The sequence below is a fragment of the Hydrogenophaga intermedia genome (genome assembly GCF_000723405.1).
GTDB lineage: Bacteria > Pseudomonadota > Gammaproteobacteria > Burkholderiales > Burkholderiaceae_C > Hydrogenophaga > Hydrogenophaga intermedia.
Genome location: NZ_CCAE010000025.1, coordinates 25,460 through 46,704 on the forward strand (window position 1 = coordinate 25,460; position 21,245 = coordinate 46,704).

The window sequence follows — 21,245 nt, forward strand, 5'->3', positions numbered from 1 at the left end:
GCCATGAACGACACCCCGCAGCGCCCCGATCCCGACATCCTGCTCGCGCAGGTGCAGGCCGACGAGGACCGGGCGCGGCGCGGGCGACTGAAGATCTTTTTCGGCGCGTCCGCGGGCGTGGGCAAGACCTACGCCATGCTCTCGGCCGCACGCGCCGCCCAGGCGGAGGGCACGGCCGTCACCATCGGCGTGGTGGAAACCCATGGCCGGCCCGAGACGCAGGCGCTGACGCAGGGGCTGCCGCGCCTGCCTTTGCGCAGCGTGCCGCACAAAGGCCATGCACTGCACGAGTTCGACCTCGACGCGGCGCTGGCCTTCGGCGCGGCGCACCCCGGGGCCCTGGTGCTGCTCGACGAACTCGCCCACAGCAACGCGCCCGGATCGCGCCACCCCAAGCGCTGGCAGGACGCGGAGGAACTGCTGGCCACCGGGGTCGATGTGTGGACCACGATGAACGTGCAACACCTCGAGAGCCTTAACGACGTGGTCAGCGGCATCACGGGCGTGCGCGTGTGGGAGACGGTGCCCGACCGCCTGTTCGACGAGGCCGACGAGGTGGTGGTGGTGGACCTGCCGCCCGACGAGCTGCTGGAGCGCCTGCACAGCGGCAAGGTCTACCTGCCCACGCGGGAGGGCGACGACCAGCGCGCCGAACGCGCCGCCGCGAACTTCTTTCGCAAGGGCAACCTGCTGGCGCTGCGCGAACTGGCCCTGCGCCGCACCGCCGACCGCGTGGACGACGAGGTGCGCGCCTTCCGCCAGGCGGGCGCGGTGCGCCCGGTGTGGCCCAACCGCGAATCGCTGCTGGCCTGCGTGGGGCCAGGCGCCTCGGCCGACAAGGTGGTGCGCAGCGCCGCGCGCATGGCCGCGCAACTCGACGTGCCCTGGCACGCGGTGCACGTGCAGGCGCTCTCGCACGAGCCCGATGCGGCCACGCAGAAGGCGCTGGACCTGGCCGAATCGCTGGGCGCCAGCGTGAGCAGCTTCAGCGACCGCGACCCCGCCGCCGCGCTGGTGCGCCACGCGCGCGAGCACAACCTCACGCGCCTGGTGCTGGGCCGATCGCGCCGCGCCTGGCCCTGGGCGCGGCCCATGGCCGAGCGCATCGCCGCGCAGGCGGGCGAGCTGGAGCTGCTGCACGTGGCCGAGCCGCACGGCCAGCGCGAACGCAGCGAACCCGCGCACGCGCCCGGGGAGGTGCCGCGCGGGCCGCGCTGGCCCGGCTACGTGGCCGCCACCGTGGCCTGTGGGCTCACGGCCTTGCTGGCCACGCCGCTCATCCCGGTGCTGGAGCTCAGCAACATCGTCATGATCTTCCTGCTCGTGGTGGTGGGCATCGCGCTGCGGTTCGGGCGCGGCCCTGCGGTGCTGGCGGCCTTCCTGGGCGTGGCGCTGTTCGACTTCTTCTTCGTGCCGCCGCGCTTCACGCTCGCGGTAAGCGACGTGGAGTACCTCGTCACCTTCGCCGTGATGCTGGTGGTGGCCTTGGCCATCGGGCAGCTCACGGCGGTGCTGCGCCAGCAGGCTGACGCCGCCACGCGGCGCGAACGGCGCGTGCGCGCGCTGCACGACATGTCGCGCGACCTGTCGGCCGCGCTGCTGCCCGAGCAGGTGGCCGACATCGGTGCGCGCTTCGTGCAGGCCGAGTTCGGCATGCGCAGCACCTTGCTGGCCGCCGACGAACATGACCGGCTGCAGGCCCTGCCCGGCGGGCAGGCGCCGGTGGACATGGCCGTGACGCAATGGGCCTTCGAGCGCGGCGAGCCCGCCGGCCGTGGCACCGACACCCTGCCCGCGAGCGCCACGCTGGTGGTGCCGCTGAAGGCGCCGATGCGCACACGCGGCGCGCTGGTGATCGACCCTGGCGCCACAGTCGCACCGGGCACCGGCCAACGCCAGGCCCTGGACACCGAGCAGCGCCGGGCGCTGCAGGCCTGCGCGTCGCTGCTGGCCATCTCGCTCGAGCGCATCCACTACATCGAGGTGGCGCAGCACAGCACGGTGCAGATCGAGTCGGAGCGCCTGCGCAACTCGCTGCTGGCCGCCATCTCGCACGACCTGCGCACGCCACTGGCCTCGCTGGTGGGCCTGGGCGACGCGCTGCGCCTCACGCCGCCGCCGCTGGCGCCCGCGCAGGCCGAGCTGGCCGAGGCCATCGCGCAGTCGGCGCGGCGCATGGCGGCGCTGGTGACCAACCTGCTGGACATGGCGCGCCTGCAGGCCGGCGCGGTGCCGTTGCAGCGCGCGTGGCAGCCGCTGGAAGAGGTGGTGGGCAGCGCGCTGGCGGCGTGCGGCGATGCGCTGCACGGCCGAGCGATCGACGTGCATCTGCCGGCCGATCTGCCGCTGCTGCAGTTCGATGCCGTGCTGATGGAGCGCGTGCTGGTGAACCTGCTGGAGAACGCCGCCAAGTACACACCGGCGGGCTCGGCCATCCGGCTGTGGGCTGCGGCCGACGCCGAGTCGGTGCGCCTGTGCGTGGACGACCACGGCCCCGGCTTGCCGCGCGGCCAGGAAGCGCGGATCTTCGAGAAGTTCGAGCGCGGCGCGCGCGAAAGCGCCACGCCCGGTGTGGGCCTGGGCCTGGCCATCGGCCGCGCCATCGTCGAAGCACACGGCGGACGCATCGAGGGCCGCAACCGCGAGCGCGACGGCCGCGTGGAAGGCGCGCGCATCGAGATCACCCTGCCGCGCGGCACGCCGCCGGCCGACAATTCGACGCAATGAGCACACACGCCCCGCAGATCCTGGTCGTCGAAGACGAGGCCGATATCCGCCGTTTCGTGCGGCTCACCCTGCAGGCCGAAGGCCACGAGGTGCACGAAGCCGCCACCCTGCAGCGCGGCCTGATCGAGGCCGGCACGCGCCGCCCCGACCTGGTGGTGCTGGACCTGGGCCTGCCCGATGGCGACGGCGTGGACCTGATCCGCGACCTGCGCCAGTGGTCGGCGGTGCCGGTGATCGTGCTGTCGGCGCGCAGCGCCGAGGCCAGCAAGATCGAGGCGCTGGACGCGGGCGCCGACGACTACCTCGTCAAGCCCTTCGGATCGGGTGAGCTGATGGCGCGCGTGCGCGCGCAATTGCGCCGGCACCTGGCGCAGACGCCCGCCGGGGAATCGGTCATCCACTTCGGAGAGGTGGCCATCGACCTGGCGCGCCACCAGGTGCAGCGCGCGGGCGAGCCTCTGCGGCTCACGCCCATCGAATACAAGCTGCTCACCCACCTGGCCAGCCAGCCCGAGCGCGTGATCACCCACGCGCAACTGCTGCAGGCCGTGTGGGGCCCCGGCCACCGAGAGGACACGCACTACGTGCGCGTGCACATGGCCAACCTGCGCAAGAAGATCGAGCAGAACCCGGCGATGCCGAAGCACCTGCTCACCGAGACCGGCATCGGCTACCGCTTCGTGGCCTGAGCACGTGATCTGAAGCGCGTGCTCAGCCGAGCAGGTTCACCGCGCGCAGCGGGCGCAGCACGCTGGAGGGCGTCATGCCGAAGGTGTGGCGGAACATTCGGCTGAAGTGGGCCGAGTCGGCGAAGGCACCATCCAGCGCGGCCTCGGTGAGGCTGCCGTCGGGCCGGTAGGCCGCCATGGCCCGGCGCACCTGGGTCCAGATGCGGTAGCTGCGAAAGCTCACCCCCAGTTCGTCGCTGAACAAGTGGTTGAAGCGGGAGGCCGACAGGTGCGCCGAACGCGCCAGCGCGTCGCGATCGGGCACGCCCTCGCCCGCTTCGCGCAGGCGCTGCAGGCTGCGCAGCACGCGCGGGTCCACCGGCTGCAGCTCGGGCAGGCCCGCGCGCCCCAGCAGCGCGGGCAGGTCGAAGCTGTGCAGGCGCTGCTCGGTGTGCCAGCGGCTCACCGAGCGCGGCACCGGCTCGCCGATCACCGGGCCCTGGCGCGCGAACACCGGCCGCAGGCGCCGCACCTCGGGCGCGTCGGGTTCCAGGTACATCAGCGCGACGCGTTCGCCCTGCGGATCGAACACGTGCTCCACGCCGGCGTCGACCAAGGCGCTGTGGCAGGTCTCGACGCGCCCCGCCGGCAACAGCAGGCGAAACCGCCCCGACAAACCCAGCAGCAGCACCGGCGCGGCGTGGCGGTGCCAGCCGGTGGCGGGGATCTCGCCAAGGTAGAGCGCCTTGTCGGCGCACAGGGTGAGCGCGTTGCCGCTCAACACAGCCCAAACCTCCAAGACGCTCGCGCGCTCCACCGATACCGTGACGGCTCCATCCCACCACACGACAGGAGAACGAGGTGTCGATTCGTACCGCCCACCATTGGGCGCTGGGCCTGGCCCCACAGGCCGGGTTGATCAACGCTGCAGGCAAGGGCCTGTCCCATCTGCTCAAGGCTCCACTGGTGAACATGAACCGCCGGCTGGCGGGCCTGGGCGAACGCCAGGTCCGCGTGGCCGGGCACGCGCTGCATTATCTGGAAGGCGGGCGCGGCGAGCCGGTGCTCTTGCTGCACGGCATCTTCGCGGAGAAGGACCACTGGGTCGATCTGGCGCGGCGGCTCACGCCGCATCACCGCGTGATCGTGCCCGACCTGCCCGGCTTCGGCGCCAGCGACCGGCACGACGACCAGCGCTATGGCTACGCCGAGCAGGTGGAGCGCCTGCGCGCCTTCATGGACGCCATTGGCCTGCAGCGCGCACACGTGGCGGGCAGCTCCATGGGCGGTGTACTGGGCGCGCTGCTGGCCAGCGAATACCCTGGGCGCGTGGCTTCCCTGGCCTTCATCGGCGCGCCGCACGGCCTGCGCTCGCCGCAAGCCAGCGAGACGGACCGCCTGATCGACGCGGGGCAGGCGCCGCTGATCGCACACGACGCGGCGGAGTTCGACGCCCTGCTGGAGCGCCTGTTCGCTCGGCGGCCCTGGTTGCCCTGGCCCGTCCTGCGCGTGGCGCGCGAAGACGCGATCCGGCGTGCGCCGTCGAATCACCGCCTGTGGAAGGAACATGTGGCCGACCGCTACCTGCTGGAGGGCCGCCTCGCGCGGGTGCGCGCGCCGCTGTTGACGCTGTGGGGCCGGCGCGACCGGGTGTTCCACGTATCGGGCGCGCGCACGCTGCGCTGGCACCGTCCCGACGCGGACATCCAGGTGCTGGACCGCCTGGGACATTTGCCGATGATGGAGGACCCGCTGGCCGTGGCGCAGCGCTACCGCCCTTTCCTGGCACGCCACCGATGGATGACCCGATGCGCATGACCCCCTCCGCGCCAGCCCGCGACCGAACCACAGCGGTCTGGCGCTTCATGACGCTGGCCTTGTGCGCCGCCCTGGCCGCCTGCGAAACCGCGCCCCGCGCCGGGAGCGAGACGCAGGCCCAGGTGCTGGACGTGGTGACGGACCGCAACGCCCTGCGCGACGGCCACCCCGAGCTGTACGCGGCCCTGCGCGCCGGTGTGACGCGGCGCGAGCTCGACGAGGGTCGGCTGGTCGAAGGCGAGTGCGGTGTGCCCGACGTCGCTCAGCCTTCGGGCATGCGCTGGCACACGGTGACGGTGCTGCTGCCGCCTGGCGTGCGTCTGTCCAGGGGCACCGTGGCGGACGTGCACGGACTGGGCGCGGCCTGGCCGGCCCCGGATGGCGGCGTGCCGGCGCGGCTGCACGGCGTCTACGCGGGCACCGCCACGGCGCTGGGCGAGGCCGGCGCCACGGCCCTGGGCCCCCACCCGGGCACGCGCTGCCAGGTGCCGGGCGCACCGGCCGGGCAGTGGCGGGTGACACTGCGCGGCCCCGTGCCGGCCTGGGCCTTCGACTTCGCTGCGGCCGGCCTGCGCCGCCTGGACGCGCTGCGCGACAGCGACCTGGCGGCCGGCCGCGTGCTGCGCCTGGGCTGTCAGCTCAAGGTGCTGGACGGTGGCGATTGGTATGCGCCGGTCTGGGTGGCGACCGCGCCGGACCGCCTGCGCCTGGCACCCGGCGACGTTGTTCGTCTGCGCGCGGGCGCCGAAGCCGGGTCGAAGGACGCGGGCCCACCGGCCGAGGTGCTGGAGCGGCGAACCGACGTGACCGCGCCGGGCGGCAACGCGCTGGTGCGCTGCGGCTAAGGTGCCGCGACGGGCGCGAGCGCGCGCAGCCGCTGGTGCACCGGGTCTTCGTGGTCCACCGGCTGGTTCTGCTTGCCCTTGAGGTAGTGCTCGGTGAACACGCCGAGCCAGGACGACAGGGCCTCGGCCGCACGCGGCTCGCCGGCCAGCGCCAGGCACAAGGCCGCCACCTCGGCGGTGCAGAAATGGTCGTCGCGCGCCGCGCGGCGCAGGCGGTAGCTGGAGGGATGGTCGGGGTGCAGGCTCAGCACCGGGAAGGGGTCGAGGTAGCGGCTCTTGTTGAACATCTTGCGCGCCTCGGACCAGGTGCCGTCGAGCAGCACGAACAGCGGGCGGCGCGCGGGTGCGCTGGCCGTGGCGGGCTCGGGCTGCGGCGGCGCGGCGATCACGCGCGCCGGGTCCACGAACTCGCCGGGGAACACCACGCAGGGCTGCCATTGCGGGTCATTGAGCAGCGCGATGAGCGCGGGGTCGATGACGGTGCGCGACCAGCCGAAGGCCCAGGTGTCGGCCACCACGTCTGCGATCAGCCAGCCGGTGTTGCTGGGCTTGAATGCTTCTGTGTCGCCCATGAGGAGGCAGACACCCGCGCGCGTGTCCGCGTGGGGCTGCAGATCGCAGACGCAGTAAGCCCGCAGGAGCCGGCAACGTTCGCACCGAATGGCCGCGCCACCGCGCGCCACGAAAGGCTTGACACTGGCGGCCATGCGCGCGGCGCGCAGGCGGAAGACGGCGTGGGACATAAGGCGGCGACTGTACCGCCGCCCCGCGCCACCGTTGCGTCAGGGGATGAAGTTCAGACCTTCTGGCAAGTCGCCTTGAATCGGCACCTCGAACAGCGGCCCGCCCGCGTCCGGATCGATCACCGTCGCACCATGGCTGGCGAAGAACACCGCGATCTGCGTCTGCGCCGCCACCGCCAGCGGCGCGGCCGCCGCGACGCCGATGTTGGTGAGGAAGGTGTGCGGGTTCTTCGGAATGCCCGGGTTGCCAGCAAAGGCCAGGTCGTTGCGGTAGTAGGTGACGCGGTCCTTCAAGCCGCCCGCGCGCACGATGGCGCTGCTGGTGGGGTTGGGCACGGTCACGTCTCCCTTGGCGAACTGCACGATGACGGGCTTCGCCGCGTGGCCCAGGGGCGGGTCGCGGCGGATCAGCTCGGCGTAGGACACCGGGTTGCCCGACTGTTGCACCCACTCGTTGCGGTCCAGCAGCTCGGCGATGGCCATGGCGCCAGGAACGGTGTTCACCAGCGGCGGCTGGTCGCGCAGGGGCAGGTTCTCGTTGAAGTTGAGCGGCACCGGCAGCTCGGGCGTGGGCGGCAGGTTCAGCAGCACGGGCTGGCGCGTGGCCAGGCTCAGGCCCGTGAGGATGCGAAACGACGGGCTGAGGCGCGCGATCTCGGTGATGGAGCCGCCGGGCACGTTGGGCACGCCGGCCTTGATGTTGCGCTCCACGCCCAGCAGGATGGTGCCGTAGATGCCGCCGAAGGACTGGCCCGCGTAGTAGATGCGCGCGGGGTCGAGGTCGCGCGAGCCGTCGCCGTCCACGTCGACGCCCACCTCCACCTGGCGCACCAGTTGCATGAGATCGATGACGGTCTGGCGCAGGCCGTCTCGGCTGCTGACGATGGTCTGCGGCGCGGCGGCGTTCACACCTTCGGTGCTGTCGATGCTGCCGTTACCGTCCTGGTCGATGCCGCGCCCGCCAGCGGGGATCTGCACCGGCGCGCCCGCCGTGGGCAGCACGTTGAGGTAGCCCTGCGCCCCGCCGCCGTGGCCCACCACGTTGATGGACAGCGTGGCGATGCCCTGTGACGCCAGCACCGAGGCCACCGTCCACGGGGCGCCGTACATGCTGTCGGTGAAGCCGTGGCCGAAGATGGCCACCGGCCAGCCGCCGGCCGGCCTGGGGCTCGCGGGCAGGAAGAACTGGGCCGTCAGCGCCTGGCGGCCCAAGGGGCGCGGGTTGCCCGTGAGCGTGTCCGTCGGCGGGATCACCTTGGCGGCGTTCTGGTACTCGGGCGAATCGAAGCGCGCGTAGGCCACGTGGCCCACGGCGCCCGGCATCACCTGCAAGGCGGGCGTGGGCAGGAAGCCCGCCGTGAACGTGGGCGCGGTGCCGGTCTGGCGGTTGAACTGGATGCCCTGCAGGCCCGCCACGGGGAACAGCGCGCGCACGGCACCGCCGTTGCCTACCATGAAGTTCATGGGCGCGGGCGTGCCGGCCTTGATGCGGCGCTGGATCTTGAGCAGGTCGCCCGTGGCCGTCTGCGTGGTGAACAGCGAGGCCGCCACCACCGCGCGCCCGCCACCGCGCGCCATGGGCAGCGCGTCGCGCAGTTCGCGCAGGTGGGCGTCGCGCCCGCCCAGGAAGTCGGCGTTCTTCAACTTCTTGCCGCTGGCGTCGCGCACGGCGTTGGTGACCACCAGCAGGTAGCGCGAGCGCTCCTGCAGCAGCTCGTCGGACTCGAAGGCCAGGGTCTTGCTCGCCGGGTCCCACACCACCTGGTTGATGCCCACCCGCTGGCCAAAGCCGCGCAGGGTGAGCACGTCGCCCAGGTTGACGAGGTAGATGCTGTCGCTGTTCACCGACGCGGGGTCGATGTCACCGGTGAAGGGCACGGTGATGCGCGGTTGCGTAGAGAAACCGTCGAGCGTGTTGATGACGTCGATGTCGGCGCAGTCGCTGGGCCGGATGGCGCAATCGGGCTTGGGCAGGTTCACGCGGCGCAGCGTGGCGTTGCCGAAGTCGGGCACGGTGTAGCGGTTGCTGGGGAAAGGCGAGGCCTCGGCGTCGTAACGCACGGTTACGCCGTCGGCCTGCGCAAGCATCGGCCACAGGGCAAAGGAAAAGGCCAGCGTGAACGCCAGCCGCGGGCAGCGCGGGCGAGTCGGGGTCATGGCTTGTCTCCTGGGAAGGCCGCTGAACGCGGCTCGATGGCCTGGCAGGGTGCTGTTCCGAGCGGCGGTTATAGGCCTGCCGCGCCGCGCACACCAGAGGGTCTGGCGTTTTCCCTGAGTCGGGCGTACCGTGGCCTGTCGCGTGCGCGACGCGCGGGCGCGGCGGAACCTCCGTTCAACGGAGCGTGTCCATCCTTGTCATGGAGGCTTCATGTTCAAAACCATCAAGGACCTGATCGAACAACTCACCGGCGAGCTGTCGTCGCCGGCCGATACCCCGCCCGGCGACCACACCCTGCACCTGTCCACCGCCGTGTTGCTGGTGGAGGTGATGCGCGCCGCGCCCGAGGTGCACGAAGACGAATACGACGCCGTGCTGCGCGCCCTGCGCCGCAAGTTCGAACTGAGCGACGACGAACTGCAGCGACTGATCGAACTGGCCCACGAAACCGCGCGCACCGCCTACGACTACCAGCGCTTCACGAGCCTGCTGAACGAACGCTTCACGCACGCCCAGAAGGTGGCCATGGTGGAGGCCATGTGGGAGGTGGCGTACGCCGACGAGCACCTGGACGTGCACGAGAACGCGGTCATCCGCAAGGTGGCGGGGCTGCTGCACGTCACGCACGGCGAGTACATCGCGGCCAAGATGCACGCGCAGCATTCGGGGCCGCCGTCCGGCCACGCCGAGCTGCCCTGAGCCAAAGCCCGCTGCAAGCCCGGCAACGATCTTTGCGATGGCGCTGCGCCGCGTTTACCGGCGCGATACATGGCGTGAGCACGATGAAGGCTCACCAACACCTCCCGAAAGGAGACAGCCATGAAAGCCCGTTCGTTGATCTCGATCGCCGTCGCCGCCGCCACGCTGGCCGTGAGCACGGCCTCGTTCGCCCGCGACGACCACCGCCGCGGACATCGGCACGACGGCCCGCGCGTCGAGCGCCACGTCGAGCGTCATGTCTACGACCGCGGTCCGCGCCACGTCCAACGCGACGTGCACCGCCATGTCCACCGCGACGTGCGCATAGTGAACCGACACCACTACTACGACAACCGCGGCCCGCGCTGGCACCGCGGCCAATACCTGCCGCGCGAATACCGCGGCGGACGCTACGTGGTAGTGCAGCACCACCCGCGCCTGTACCAGCCGCCGCGCGGCCACCACTGGGTGCAGGTCAACGGCGAGTTCCTGCTGATCGCGGCGGCCACCGGTCTGATCGCCCACGCCATCCTCAATTGAGCGTCATCGGGGCGTCCTATCATCGCGGCATGCAACGCCGCCACGCCCTCTCCTCCATGGCCGCCCTCGCGGCCATGCACCTTTTGTCCGCCTGCTCGCGCGAGCCCGACGCCGCGCCACCGGCCCCGCCCATCGACCGCTCCCAGGCCCTTCAGGTGCTCGCCGCCGAAGGCAAGGGCTTCACCGTGGGCGCCATGATGGCCGCCAACACCGTCTACGTCCTGTTCGACCCGCAGTGCCCGCACTGCGCCGCGCTGTGGGAGTCGTCCCAGCCGCTGCTGCGCCAGGCGCGCTTCGTGTGGCTGCCGGTGGCCCTGCTCAATGCCAAGAGCCTGCCGCAGGGCGCGGCCATCCTGGGCGCGGCCAACCCCGCCGAGGCCATGTCGGCGCATGAGAAAAGCCTCACCGCCGGCCAGGGCGGCACCGCCGCCTCGGCCAGCATCCCCGCCGACGTCGAGGCCGCCATCAAGCACAACACGGCGCTGCTCAATCGCCTGGGCGCGGAGTCTGTGCCCTTCATCGTGGCGCGCGACCCGCAGGGCGGCGGCGCGCGCACCGTGGCCGGGGCCATGCCCACGGCGCAACTCGCCAGCTTTGTCGGGCTCAGCGGTCAATAGGCACGACCGGGCCCGACCGCCGATAAGACGTAATGAATTAGTGCAATGGAGGCATCTGTAAAGTAGGTCATTCGGATGACACTCGGTGAGCACCCCCCATCGCGTTCACGCGTGGGGCGCTTCACCAACCATCCTTCGACCGCTCCATGCCTCGCACCCCGCTCGCCCGGTGGGCATTGGCCGCCCTCGCGGCTCCGCTGGCCATCGCGCCCTGCCTCGCCCAGTCCCTTCCCACGCCAGCCGGCTCGTCGCCAGCCACGCCCCAGGCCCCGGCCGACGGCAGCCCGACCATGCCGGACCGGCGCCCTGGCCAGGCCAATCAAACCCGCCCGAACCTCCAGGCAGGGGACCTGAGCCTCAACGAATCGGGCGCCCAGTACCGCAGCGAATCGCGCGACGCCCGCATCGGCGCCCGGCTCGGGCGTGACTGGGGCGCTGGTGGCGGCACGCGCATCGACATCGACTACGCGCGCCTGCTCGGCGACACCTGGGCCCTTGGCGCCAACGTGTCCGCGGGCACCGAGCACCAGGAGTTCATGCTCAACGGCCTGTACTCGCCCACGAAAGACCTCCACCTGGGCCTGTCACTGGGCTGGCTGCGCGACACCGACACCTACCGGTTCCATTCGGGCCCCGATGAGGTGGCGGTCGACCAGACCTCTGCCCTGCTGCGGGTGATCAAGCGCTTCGATCAGGGATCGTGGCTCACGCAACTCAACGCCAGCGCCTACACGGCGCGCGCGCGCAAACCTGACGTGCCGGACGCCGTGATGGTGGAGGAAACCCCCACCCTCATCCGCTTCCTCGTCGATCCCCGCGAAATCGCCCCCGGCCGCCTGCAGGGCTTCAACCTGGGCATGGGCGTCGCCCTCTGGGCCAACGCCGAGTTCAAGTTCACCCTGGGCCGCGAAAGGGTGCGCTACCGCTTCCAGGACGGCTCCGGCGAAAAGGACAGCCGCACCACCACGGGCCTGGGCTACACCCACGCGCTGCCGGGCTGCTGGCAGATCGACGGCAACGCCAACACGGGCGTGGCGGGCGACAGGCTCTCGTTCGGCGTGCGCCGTGGCAAGTGGAACCTCACGCTGGCGCACGATGCCGGCGCCACGGGCATGAAGGCGCGCACCAGCCTGATGCTGGGCCTTGAGGTCCCCCTGGATGGTCGCACCCCACGCTGCACCACCCTGAGCCAGCGCCAGACCGCCGGTGTCCGCCGCCTCGACGAGGTGTACCAGCGCCCGCGCGAACTGCCCACGCGCGTGCTCGCCAAGGTCGACCTGACCGCCGTGCCCGTGCTGCTGGCCAGCCTGGACAAGGCCGGCCTGGGCGGCGCCACCGTGAGCGCCACACCGGAGGCGCTGATCATCAAGTTGCCCGTGCCCGCAGTGGCCGTGGCACAGGTCACCCTCAACGGAGTGCTCTCGAACAACCTGGGCAGCGATGGCAGGCCGCTGATCTGGGTGCAGGACGGTTCGCTCTACCTCGGCATTCGCCGCTTCCCCAACCCGGGCGCCGGCGCCACCACGCCCGTCTCCGTCGTGGTCGTGATGTCCGACGCCAGCCTGACCCTCGTGGACTTCAACGCGGTGGGGTACTGACATGCGCGCCAACAACCTCTTCTCTGCCCCCTCGATGACGCCGTTCTTCCTTCCCCTGCTCAAGCGGCCCTGGCGATGGCTGCTGCTGCTCCTCATCGGCATGCCCCTCGTGTGGGCGGCGGGCGGTGTGAGCATCAACAATCTGGTGATCACCACCGTGAAGCAGTTGTCGTTCGCGCAGGCCAAGGCCGAGGTGGCCGTCAACCAGCAGTTCACGCAGACCGCCACCGCGCGCCTGAGCCCGGGCGCCGTCACGTACCGCAGCAGCGACACGGCGGTGGCCACAGTCAACGCCCAGACGGGCCAGGTCAGCGGCGTGCTCGCGGGCGAGGCCACCATCACGGCAGACCAGGCCGCTTCACCGCCCTACCCGGCGGCCAGCGCCAGCTACACCATCAAGGTGAAAGGCCAGCCCGTCACCTTCCAGCCATGGCAACTGGCCCCGGTGATGTATGGCATGCCGGCCTTCCAGATCACGGCGCCCACCTCCAACGTCCAGGGCGCGGCCATCGTCTACAGCCTCAAGGACACCGCCACCACCGTGGCCAGCATCACGCCGCAAGGCCTGATCACGGTCAAGGCGGTGGGCAAGACCACCATCGTGGCCACGCAAAAGCCCTTGGGCATCTACGACAGCGGGACCGTGGAGGCCGAGTTCGAGGTGACGGCGGTTCCGGGCCTGAACAACCAGGAGATTCCGTACACCACGACGCCCATCGATCTGCCGGCCCAACTGGGCGGTCAGTCGGTCACCTACACCAGCGGCACACCCGGCGTGGCCACCATCGTGGGCACCAGCGGCTCGCCCCAGGTGTCGCTCAAGGGCCAGTTGGGGACGACAGAGCTTGAGGCCAGGAATGCCGGAGGCATCGTGGTGGCCAAGGCCACGTGGACGGTGGTCGCGGGCCAGCCCACGCTGACGGTAGACCCCGTGCCACCACTGCCGTCCACCACCTTCGAAACCACGCTGCGCGCCAGCTCGAACGCCCCCGGGCCCATCGTCTTCAGCATTCCTGATCCGATCCAGAACGACGAGATCGCCGAAATCAATCCGATGACGGGTCAGCTGTGGGTCAAGGGCCCGGGCACGGTGAACGTCAAGGTTTCCAAAGCCGCAGTCGGTCCCTGGGCGGCGCGCGAGATCACCGTTCCCGTCACCATCAACGATGGCCCGCCCGGCGTCCAGATCACCGTGTCGCCCACGTCGCTGCTCAAGCCCGGCAACGGCTTTGACATCGGCTATCGCGTCAACTTCGTCAGGGGTGCGGTGGCGGGCCACGTCGCGGCCAGCGATCCGGCATTCGCTTCCCCCGCCATCCCGCTCGCCACGCACACGCCCCCAAGCCGCGTGGGAACCGACGGGAGCATGAGCTTTCGGGTCACGGATCAGGCCACTACAGGTACGTATCGCTTCGTGCTGTCCACTGTGTCGGGGCCGTTCGCTGAAGCCATCTCTTCGGGTTGGACCATCCCCGCTCTGGTTCGTGAGTTCGAGGTCGATGCCTCAGGCATCCCGAAGCGGTTCAATCTGGGGGCGCCGCTGAGCGTGGTCTACGGCGACAAGCCGGTGATGCCCAAGTCCTATGACGACAGCGGCGCGGAAATCACCGACGGCAATCGCTGCACCCACTTCAGGTCCAGCAACACGGCCGTGTTGCGCGGCGTGGGCATCGCCACCGGCTCTGAAGGGTTCGACAAGGACCATTGGGAAACCGCGGGTGTCGGCACCACGGTGATCACCTGCTACGTGGTTGCGGGCGGCGGCCCGGCGGTGCTCGACTACGACAGCGTCGTGATGACGGTGACCGGCGCTAACCCCAGGCTGCAAAGCTTCCCCGACATTGAAATCGGCATGGATTCGCTCCCTCGCACACTGTCTACACCCGCTTCGCTCAACGCCTCGGGCACTTGGCGCTATGAGATCGTCCAAGCGCCGGGGCAGCCCGAGGTCGCTAGGATCGTCAATGGCCAGATTGTGCCGGTGGCTCCAACACCGCCCGGCATGCCAGCCACTATCCGCGCGACCCAGAGCGCCGCCGACAACTTCCGCGAGGCCTTCGTCGAAGCCACCGTGACGGTGAAGTCGGCCCAGGACCGAAGCTTCGCAGCCATCCACGCCACGTATGGCGATCCAGACTTCCTCATCCCGCGCCCCACGGGCGTCGTGGGCAATGTCACCTTCGAGTACGGGAATGCCCAACAGGACGTGTTCGAAATCAAGGACGGCACGACGATCCACATCCTCAACGCCGGAACGGCCACCATCCTGGCCAAGACCAGCACGGGTGAAACCGTCACAGGCCAAGTCATCGTGGCAAAGGCCAAACCCACGCTGCTGTTCTATCTCCCACCGCGGGTCTTCGGCATCTCAGCCTGCGACGACGAAATCTGGAATTGGCCCATCAAGAATGCGGGAGCCGACAACAGCGTCGGGGGCACCTTGATCACGAACAGCGACGGTGTGGTGTATTACCCCATGGGCTATGTGCCGGGGTATGCGCTCAGGACGGGCCCCAACCCGGGAGGCGACTATTGGCGGCGATTGATGTTGTCGAGGGTGTATGTCGAATCGCAAGCCCCTTGGCTGCCAGCATGGGTAGAACTGAGCGAAACACGCAACTTCGAAGCCGCGCGCAGCGAAACGATGTACTACGGCCTGTGGGCCAGCGAGCGCGTGAGGTGGAGCACGGATCGCCAACAGTGGCTGGTTGCTTGCGACTGGTGACAAAGTCTCCGTTCCCCAAGGCACTCAGGTGTGCGCCCTGGAACGACAAGGCCACCCTGGGCTGGGTTGGCCTTGCTTTGCGGACCTCGTGCAAAGGCCTGCGGTTCAGCGCCGCCGCGGCCTGCGCGCAGGCCGTTCCCGCTCACGCTCCTGCTGCCTCTGCGCATGCGCCGCCTTGCCCGCGCGCAGCCACTCCAGGTACTGCACCGGCGTCTCCAACGTGATGCGTCCGATCAAGGTGGCGCGAAAGTCGCCGATCACCAGCTCCGCCGCCTTCTGCGCATCCACACGCCCGCCGCTCACCAGCGCGCCGCGCTGGCGGCCGATGGTTTCGAGCAATTCTTCGGCGGGCACATCGGCCAGCGCTTCGGCGCTGAAAGCAAAGCCATAACGCGCCAGCAGCAGCGCCGGGTAACTGGCCTTGAGCGTGTCCAGCAACTCCAGCGCCACCTCTTCGTCGTCGTAGGCGTTGCGCCCCACGGCCCCGCTCGCAGCAAGGTTGTACCCGCTCTGCGGCACGATGATGTTCGGCCACAGCATGCCCGGCGTGTCGTAGAGGTAGAAGTCGTCGGCCAGCAGCAGGCGCTGCTCGGTGCGCGTCACGCCGGCCTCGTCGCCGGTCTTGGCGGAGCGTTTGCCCACCAGGGTGTTGATGAGCGTGCTCTTGCCCACGTTGGGGATGCCGCAGATCAGCACGCGCAGCGGCTTGACCATGCCGCCGCGGTTGGGCGCGAGTTCGCGGCAGGCCGCGATCAAGGCGCGCGCCGGTGCGGTCACGCTGGCGTCCAGCGGGATGGCGCGGGTGGCGGGCAAAGCGTTGTAGTGCGCGAGCCAGAGCGCGGTGCGTTCCGGGTCGGCCAAGTCCTGCTTGTTCAGCACCTTCAGCGACGGCCGCTTCTTCGTGAGCTCGCTCAGCAGCGGGTTGGCGCTGGAGCCCGGCAGGCGCGCGTCCAGCATCTCGATCACCACGTCGATGGCCTTCACGCGCTCGGCGATGGCCTGGCGCGTGAGGTGCATGTGACCGGGAAACCACTGGACGCTCATGGGGGACGGGGAACAAGGGCTGAGGGGGGCGGAAGGACGCGCATTGTGCCTTGGTACAAGTCCGCCCCCCGATCGGGGCTCGCCTGCCTAGAATGCCCCGTCCTTACCCCCTCCCAGCGAAAGGCAAGCATGGCCATCACCGTCAAGATCGACCTCGGCTACGAATTCGCCGTCAAGGCCAAGGCGGCCGATGTGTTCAAGCTGCTGTCCGACGTGCCCGCGTCGGTGGCGTTTTTCCCCAAGGTCGAAAAGCTCACCGACCTGGGTGGCGGCAGCTACCAGTGGGAGATGGAGAAGGTCGGCACGGCGCAGGTCAACATCCAGACCGTGTACGCGAGCAAGTACACCAGCAAGTGGGACGAGGCCAAGGGCACCGGCACGGTGAAGTGGACGCCCGTCAAGGGCGTGGGCAACGCCCTGGTGGGCGGCCACTGGAAGATCGCCGACCAGAAGAAGTCCACCGCCATCGAGCTCGCCATCGAGGGCACGGTGGACGTGCCGCTGCCCAGCCTGATGAAGATGGTGGTGGCGCCGGTGGTGGAAGCCGAGTTCGAAAAACTCGTCGACAAGTACATCGCCAACCTGGTGAAGAAGTTCGGCGGCGAGGCCTGAGGGCGCCTCAGCGTTTCTTCATGGCGGGGCCGGAACGGGGCCTTGGGGTGGCGCACTCAGGGAGGGTTTGGCGCTTGCCAGACGTCTCCCTACCTACTCCACCGCCATCCCATGCGCCTTCGCTCGCTGTCCTGCCCGCCGTCCCTCAGGGGCACCCATGTCCCACCTGCCCGGGCACCGCAGCCGCGCACGCCGTCGGGTTTTTCAAGCTCGTCGGACTCCGATACGAAAGAGCTTGAATCCACTGACAGCGGGACAGGGTCCTCAGACGGTGATTCCACCTTCTATGACCTCAGGGCCGACCACTATCGCTATTAGGCCGCCAGCGCCTGCCCCTTGCCCACCGCCGCCACGCGCGGGTGCCCCAGGCGATCGGCCGACACGTACTCCTGCCGATACACCTCGAAGGGCAGGGTGTCGGCCGCCTCGATGGCGCGCTGATCGTCCACCGAACGTTTCGCCAGCGCCTCGAAGCGCGCCTGCTGGGCGTCGCTCCAGGGCAGGCCCAGCAGGTGCCGGTGCGTGAGCGCCGACTGCCCGCGTGCGAAGGCGATGAAGGAGTCGTCGTGGTGCGCCGACATGGCGCGCAGCACGCGCGCCGAGGGCAGCAGATCGGGTTGGCGCAAGGTGCTGCGCGCGTGCGCCACGGCCAGCGCGTGCGCGTCGGTGCCATCCAGCTCGTCCAGCGCGTCGGCAATGGGCTGCAACTGCTCGATGATTTCCTGACCCCAGTCGGCGAGCGTCACGGGCGCGCCACGGCGCAGCAGCTCCAGCCCGGGCTCGCGGCCGCGCGCGGCTGTGAGGTGCTGGTTCTGCGCGAGTTCGCGGATTTCGCTCGGCGTGTCGGGCGGGCTGTCGGCCAGCAGGCAGTGCAGCAGGAACACATCGAGGAAGCGCAGCGTCATCGCATCGATGCCGATGGGCTCGAAGGGGTTGAGGTCGAGCAGGCGCACCTCGATGTACTCGACACCGCGCTCGCGCAGCGCGTGCAGCGGGCGCTCACCCGGGAAGATCACGCGCTTGGGGCGGATGGTGCCGTAGAACTCGTTCTCGATCTGCAGCAGCGTGGTGGCGAGCTGGTTGTAGTCGCCGCCCGGGTTGCGGATGCCCACGGTCTCATAGGCGGGCCAGGGCCGCGTGAGCGCGTCGTGCAGCGAGGCAGCGTAGCCTTCCAGGCCGTTGTAGCTCACGGCCAGCGTGGCCTGCGCCTCGCTCTGGTAACCCAGGCGCCCCATGCGCAGCGAGGTGCCGTGCGGCATGTACAGCGTGCCGCTGGCGCCGAGCTTTTGCAACTCGTGGTTGCGGCCTTCGACGAAGCTCGAACACACCGCCGGCGAGGCGCCGAACAGCGTGAGCAGCAGAAACGCGTGGCGGCGGAAGTTGCGGATGAGCGCGAAGTAGCCCTCGTTGTCCACGCCGGGCAGGGACCAGTTGTAGTGGATGCCCGAGATGGTCTGCATGCGCCTGCCGTAGCGGTGGCCCAGGCCCATGCGGTAGACGCTCTTGGCGCGGCCGACGTTGGACGAGCCGTAGCGCCCGAGCGGAATGGTCTCGTCGGTGGGCAGGCCACAGGGCATGCTCGACACCCAGAGCCGCTCGTCGCCCTGCGCCTGCAAGGCGCGCAACACGAACTGGTGGACCTCGGTGAGTTCGCCCAGGCAGCTCTCGACACTGGCGTGCACGCCGGTGATGAGTTCGAGCTGCGACTCGCTGTAGTCGGTGGTGATGTGGGGGTGCGTCAGCGCGCTGCCCAGTGCCGCCGGGTGCGGGGTGAGCGCCAGCTTGCCATCGGGCTGCGACCGCAGGCTCTCCTTCTCGAGGCCACGGCGCATACCGCGCAGGCGCTCGGGGCCCAGGGCGGCCAGCCGTTGTTGCAGTGCAGACATAAGGACACTCTTGCGAAGCGGGGGCCGGAAGTTAACACGGCTGCGCGGATTCTGCAGACGCCTCGTCGGGGCATCCCCAGGCGGCCTGGGCCCGGGCGATCCAGGCCTCGATCGCCTCGGGATCGTGGTGTAGGCGCAGCTCATCGAACGCGGTCTGCGCCTGCGGGTAGCGGTGGCGCAGGTAGTTGAGCCACTGCTTGAGCCGCCCCGCGCGGTGGCGCCGCTCCACGCGCGCGCTCACGCGGGCCCAGAACAGCGGCAGCAGCGGCACCACGCCCTGCCACGGCACCTCGCCCTCGCCGCGGATGGCCATCGCCAGGCCCGGGTCGGTGATCTGACCGCGGCCGATCATCAGGTGCTCGCAACCCGTCACGTCCCGGCAGCGCCGCGCGTCGTCCGCGTTCCAGATCTCGCCGTTGGCAATCAGCACCGGCCGTTGCGCGGGCAGCGCCTGCGCCACCCGCGCGATGCGCTCCCAGTGCGCGGGCGGCTTGTAGCCCTGGGCCTTGGTGCGCGCGTGGATCACGAGTTCGCTGGCGCCCGCGTCGGTGATGGCCAGCGCGTTGTCCTCGGCGCGCGCGTCGTCCATGTAACCCAGGCGCATCTTGGCCGACACGGGGATGTGCGCCGGCACCGCGCGCCGCACCGCCGCCACGATGCGGCCCACCAGCTCGGGTTCGTCGAGCAGGATGGCGCCGCCCCGGCTGTTGTTCACGGTCTTGGCCGGGCAGCCGAAGTTCAGGTCGATGCCCGGTGGCTGCAGCGTGGCCAGGCGCGCCGCGTTCTCCGCCAGCAGCGTGGGGTCGGAGCCCAGCAACTGCGGGCGCACCGGCACACCCGCCACGGTGCGCCCGCCGTTCAGCAACTCGGGCACCACGCGGATGAAGGCGCGCTCAGGCAGCAGGGTGTTGGTGACGCGGATGAATTCGCTCGTGCAACGGTCCACGCCGCCCAGGCGCGTGAGCACGTCGCGCAGCGTGGCGTCGAGCAGGCCTTCCATGGGAGCGAGCAGCAGCATGGGCCGTATTGTCCCGTGGCGGCGGGGCGCCGCCCGGCGGCGGGGACAATCGTGGCCATGAACACCGCCGTGGACGCGCTGAACCTCGTGTACGAGGACGATGCCCTGATCGTGCTCGACAAACCCGCGGGCCTGCTGGCCGTGCCCGGCCGCGGCCCGGACAAGCAGGACTGCCTGAGCGCGCGCGCCCAGGTGCGCTGGCCCGACGCGCTCATCGTCCACCGCCTGGACATGGCCACATCGGGCCTGGTGCTGATGGCGCGCGGCCTGGCGATGCAGCGCGCCCTGTCCATGGCCTTCGAGAAGCGCCGCGTGCACAAGCGCTACACCGCCGTGGGGGCCGGCCGCCTGGCCAACCCCGATGAGGGCAACGGCTGGCAGACCATCGACCTGCCGCTCATGATCGACTGGATGAACCGGCCGCGCAGCATCGTGCACCACGAGATGGGCAAGCCCAGCCTGACCCGCTGGCGACTGGCGGCCGATGACCAAGGCGCGCACGGGGACATCGGCACGCGCTTAGAACTGGAGCCCGTGACCGGGCGCACCCACCAGTTGCGCGTGCACCTGCAGGCCATCGGCCACCCCATCGTGGGCGACCCGCTCTACGCCAGCGAGGCGCAGCGCGCCATGGCCGAACGGCTGCTGCTGCACGCGGGCTGGCTTACCTTGCCGCACCCCGTCAGCGGCGACACACTCGAGCTGCACAGCCCCTGCCCCTTCTGAACCCCAACGACCGACCCGACGAGACACACCGAATGACCACCCCCACCTCACCATCCTCACCGGCGCCTCGCGCGGCATGGGCCAGGCCATGGCCCGGCAACTGCTCTCGCCCAACCACGTGTTGCTGTGCCTGTCGCGCCAGATCAGCGATGAGCTGCAGGCCGAGGCCGAGCGCCTGGGCGCGCCGCTCACGCAGTGGTCGCAGGACCTGGCCGACACGGTTGGCGCGCGCGATCGCCTGGCGAACTGGCTCGGGGGCCTCAATCCGAAAGAGATCGCCAGCGCCACGCTGATCAACAACGCGGGCGTGCTGCCCGCCATCGTGCCGCTGCCCGACTGCCCGCCCGACCAACTCACCAATGCCCTGCGCGTGGGGCTGGAAGCGCCCATGCACCTCACGGCCGCGTTCCTGGGCGCCACACGCGCCTGGGTGAAGGCCGGCTGGAAAGGCCCGCGCCGCGTGCTCAACATCTCCTCCGGGCTGGGCCGCAACGCCATGGCCTCGCAGGCGCCGTACTGCGCGGCCAAGGCCGGGCTGGACCACTTCACGCGCTGCTGCGCGCTGGAGGAACTGCACCAGCCCCATGGCGCCAAGCTCGTGTCGCTCGCGCCGGGCGTGATCGACACCGACATGCAGATCCACCTGCGCGGCAGCGAAGCGGGCGCCTTCCCCGACCGCCAGCGCTTTGTCGATCTGCGCGAGAAAGGCATGCTCAGCAGCCCCGAGGACGCGGCCACGCGCGTGCTCGCCTGGCTGGACCGCTCGGACTTCGGCCAGAACCCCGTGGCCGACGTGCGCGACGCCTGAGCGCCACCCACGG

General features: G+C 70.3%; 18 protein-coding genes. 12 read left to right on the forward strand and 6 right to left on the reverse strand.

All coding sequences use genetic code 11. The annotated features are described in order from the left end of the window. Positions 1 to 3 precede the first annotated feature (3 nt). Entirely contained in the window at positions 4 to 2,727 is a 2,724-nt protein-coding gene (locus BN948_RS14845) for a DUF4118 domain-containing protein (RefSeq protein WP_009516909.1), read from the forward strand. Then, positions 2,724 to 3,416 (forward strand): two-component system response regulator KdpE, encoded by a 693-nt coding sequence (kdpE, locus tag BN948_RS14850; protein WP_009516908.1) that lies wholly within the window; start codon positions 2,724 to 2,726, stop codon positions 3,414 to 3,416. Before BN948_RS14845 ends, kdpE begins: the two co-directional genes overlap by 4 nt. 22 nt (positions 3,417 to 3,438) lie before the next feature. On the opposite strand, the gene BN948_RS14855 is transcribed toward kdpE, so the two are convergent. Beyond that, entirely contained in the window at positions 3,439 to 4,179 is a 741-nt protein-coding gene (locus BN948_RS14855) for an AraC family transcriptional regulator (RefSeq protein ID WP_009516907.1), read from the reverse strand. A gap of 77 nt (positions 4,180 to 4,256) precedes the next feature. Between BN948_RS14855 and BN948_RS14860 the strand changes: the two genes are divergently transcribed. After that, positions 4,257 to 5,213 (forward strand): alpha/beta fold hydrolase, encoded by a 957-nt coding sequence (locus BN948_RS14860; protein WP_009516906.1) that lies wholly within the window; start codon positions 4,257 to 4,259, stop codon positions 5,211 to 5,213. Further along, on the forward strand, positions 5,204 to 6,058 hold the full coding sequence (locus BN948_RS14865; RefSeq protein WP_009516905.1) for a hypothetical protein: 855 nt from the start codon (positions 5,204 to 5,206) through the stop codon (positions 6,056 to 6,058). Before BN948_RS14860 ends, BN948_RS14865 begins: the two co-directional genes overlap by 10 nt. On the opposite strand, the gene BN948_RS14870 is transcribed toward BN948_RS14865, so the two are convergent. Together BN948_RS14870 and BN948_RS14875 are read right to left on the reverse strand one after the other, a co-directional pair. Beyond that, positions 6,055 to 6,801, reverse strand: coding sequence for a tRNA-uridine aminocarboxypropyltransferase (locus BN948_RS14870; RefSeq protein ID WP_009516904.1), 747 nt, complete (start codon positions 6,799 to 6,801; stop codon positions 6,055 to 6,057). The genes BN948_RS14865 and BN948_RS14870 overlap by 4 nt on opposite strands. Before the next feature lie 39 nt (positions 6,802 to 6,840). Next, positions 6,841 to 8,958 (reverse strand): Ig-like domain-containing protein, encoded by a 2,118-nt coding sequence (locus tag BN948_RS14875; protein ID WP_009516903.1) that lies wholly within the window; start codon positions 8,956 to 8,958, stop codon positions 6,841 to 6,843. A gap of 211 nt (positions 8,959 to 9,169) precedes the next feature. On the opposite strand from BN948_RS14875, the gene BN948_RS14880 reads away from it, so the two are divergent. The 5 genes from BN948_RS14880 to BN948_RS14900 all read left to right on the forward strand — a co-directional run bounded on the left by BN948_RS14880 (position 9,170) and on the right by BN948_RS14900 (position 15,138). Next, complete coding sequence (locus tag BN948_RS14880; RefSeq protein ID WP_009516902.1) at positions 9,170 to 9,658, forward strand: tellurite resistance TerB family protein; 489 nt, start codon at positions 9,170 to 9,172, stop codon at positions 9,656 to 9,658. A gap of 120 nt (positions 9,659 to 9,778) precedes the next feature. Continuing rightward, positions 9,779 to 10,198: an RcnB family protein gene (locus BN948_RS14885; RefSeq protein WP_009516901.1), complete on the forward strand. Its 420-nt coding sequence runs from the start codon at positions 9,779 to 9,781 to the stop codon at positions 10,196 to 10,198. Between the two features lie 29 nt (positions 10,199 to 10,227). Then, entirely contained in the window at positions 10,228 to 10,815 is a 588-nt protein-coding gene (locus BN948_RS14890; protein ID WP_009516900.1) for a thioredoxin fold domain-containing protein, read from the forward strand. Positions 10,816 to 10,961: 146 nt separating this feature from the next. Further along, entirely contained in the window at positions 10,962 to 12,413 is a 1,452-nt protein-coding gene (locus tag BN948_RS14895; RefSeq protein ID WP_009516899.1) for a hypothetical protein, read from the forward strand. A gap of 1 nt (position 12,414) precedes the next feature. Further along, positions 12,415 to 15,138, forward strand: a complete 2,724-nt coding sequence (locus BN948_RS14900; protein ID WP_009516898.1) for an Ig-like domain-containing protein — start codon at positions 12,415 to 12,417, stop codon at positions 15,136 to 15,138. Positions 15,139 to 15,243: 105 nt separating this feature from the next. On the opposite strand, the gene ylqF is transcribed toward BN948_RS14900, so the two are convergent. Further along, entirely contained in the window at positions 15,244 to 16,182 is a 939-nt protein-coding gene (gene ylqF, locus BN948_RS14905; protein WP_009516897.1) for a ribosome biogenesis GTPase YlqF, read from the reverse strand. Between the two features lie 129 nt (positions 16,183 to 16,311). Between ylqF and BN948_RS14910 the strand changes: the two genes are divergently transcribed. Next, positions 16,312 to 16,794 (forward strand): SRPBCC family protein, encoded by a 483-nt coding sequence (locus BN948_RS14910; protein WP_009516896.1) that lies wholly within the window; start codon positions 16,312 to 16,314, stop codon positions 16,792 to 16,794. 314 nt (positions 16,795 to 17,108) lie between these two features. On the opposite strand, the gene gshA is transcribed toward BN948_RS14910, so the two are convergent. Together gshA and BN948_RS14920 are read right to left on the reverse strand one after the other, a co-directional pair. Next, the gene (gshA, locus tag BN948_RS14915; RefSeq protein WP_009516895.1) at positions 17,109 to 18,680 is read right to left on the reverse strand and encodes a glutamate--cysteine ligase; all 1,572 of its coding nucleotides are present in this window, start codon (positions 18,678 to 18,680) and stop codon (positions 17,109 to 17,111) included. Between the two features lie 31 nt (positions 18,681 to 18,711). After that, a complete protein-coding gene (locus BN948_RS14920) occupies positions 18,712 to 19,698 on the reverse strand; it encodes a tRNA dihydrouridine synthase (RefSeq protein ID WP_009516894.1) in 987 nt (328 codons plus the stop codon). A gap of 57 nt (positions 19,699 to 19,755) precedes the next feature. Here BN948_RS14920 and BN948_RS14925 point away from each other — a divergent pair, with 57 nt between their 5' ends. Both BN948_RS14925 and BN948_RS14930 read left to right on the forward strand, forming a co-directional pair. After that, positions 19,756 to 20,424, forward strand: coding sequence for an RluA family pseudouridine synthase (locus BN948_RS14925; RefSeq protein ID WP_009516893.1), 669 nt, complete (start codon positions 19,756 to 19,758; stop codon positions 20,422 to 20,424). A 52-nt stretch (positions 20,425 to 20,476) separates the two neighbouring features. Further along, the gene (locus BN948_RS14930) at positions 20,477 to 21,232 is read left to right on the forward strand and encodes an SDR family NAD(P)-dependent oxidoreductase (protein ID WP_035622345.1); all 756 of its coding nucleotides are present in this window, start codon (positions 20,477 to 20,479) and stop codon (positions 21,230 to 21,232) included. Positions 21,233 to 21,245 lie beyond the last annotated feature (13 nt).